Origin of the sequence: Priestia sp. BR_2 (assembly GCF_041954005.1) — a bacterium.
GTDB lineage: Bacteria > Bacillota > Bacilli > Paenibacillales > Paenibacillaceae > Paenibacillus_AQ > Paenibacillus_AQ lautus_A.
The window spans coordinates 1-1,218 of record NZ_JAVFHM010000042.1; the positions used below are offsets into that span (position 1 = coordinate 1).

Annotated in this window: 1 protein-coding gene; it reads right to left on the reverse strand. The window is 37.8% G+C overall.

What is annotated here, in order from left to right; translation table 11 throughout:
• Positions 1 to 418: 418 nt before the first annotated feature.
• Positions 419 to 1,216 (reverse strand): fumarylacetoacetate hydrolase family protein, encoded by a 798-nt coding sequence (locus RB298_RS00500; protein WP_486045220.1) that lies wholly within the window; start codon positions 1,214 to 1,216, stop codon positions 419 to 421.
• Positions 1,217 to 1,218: the final 2 nt, after the last annotated feature.

The window sequence follows — 1,218 nt, forward strand, 5'->3', positions numbered from 1 at the left end:
AAATTTCCTGAATGTCGTATTGATTCGGCGAGAATGAAACGTTTGAGGGGAATGGTAGACAGACAGTCTGCTCAACTCTATCGAGCGCGGTAATCTAACATCTGTCTTCGACGAAAACCCACTCATTCAGGAATAGAACAGTAAGCAAATTTAGCAGCCATGTGAGCTAATGAACCTGGAGCATTACGAACGCTGTTGCAATCCCATCGCCATAGAACACGTAATGAAATTTTAGAGGCAATTCGCTCTATTTCTAAATAGTAAAAAAGAAAGCTGTAGAGATTTCTAAGAAATCCACTACAGCTTTTTTTATGGGATAGACATGCTTAATGTTAATAAGTCAGTTAGGATATGATGCTCACTATTATAAATTAACCCAATGTTGGATTCGTACTCATTAGTTTCAATATAGTATTTTCTATTTTACATAGTTACAAAGCTTACCAATCTGTTGTACTTCAACAACTACAATATCCCCTGACTTCATTGGACAACTGCCAGAAGGCGAACCAGTAGCCAAAACATCTCCTGGCTCCAATGTCATAACCTTTGAAATCCAACTAATAAGGAAAGGGATTGAAAGTGACATCTGATTAGTATTACCTTCCTGTACAACATTGCCGTTTAAGGTTGTAACAATTTTTAAATTAGTAGGATCTACACCTTTTACAATACAAGGTCCCAACGGACCGAAGGTATCAAAACCTTTGCCTCGCGTAAACTGGGGGTCGGCTTTTGTGAGATCCCTTGCAGTCACATCATTAAATATAGTACAGCCAAAAACATATTCTAATGCTTCCTCTTCTTTTATATTTTTGCCTCGTTTACCAATAATGACTGCCACTTCCCCCTCCATTTCCACCTGCTTGGTTAAATCACTTGAGGGGAGGATGATTTCTCCCTGATCTGGGATTACGGAAGACGTCGGTTTTAAAAATAAAAACGGTTCTTTCAGGTTGGCCTTCCCCCCAGTTTCTTTTGCATGTTCAGCATATGTCCAGCCAAAATTAACAATTTTTGAGGGTATTACTGGCTCCAAAATCTTTACATCATTATATCTAACTCTTGATCCATCATATTTTAATTCATCGTTTACAATTTCAGTAAAGTTACTAGACAATTGTACAATTTCATCATCTTTAACGATCCCGTAATATACTTCCCTGTTATGTCGCTGATAGCGAACTATCGTTTGTGTTTTTTGTAGTACCTGCATAC

Bases quoted from the DNA above. Each gene is read 5' to 3' on its own strand.
- RB298_RS00500 (WP_486045220.1), bottom strand. From the start codon at position 1,216: ATGCAGGTACTACAAAAAACACAAACGATAGTTCGCTATCAGCGACAT.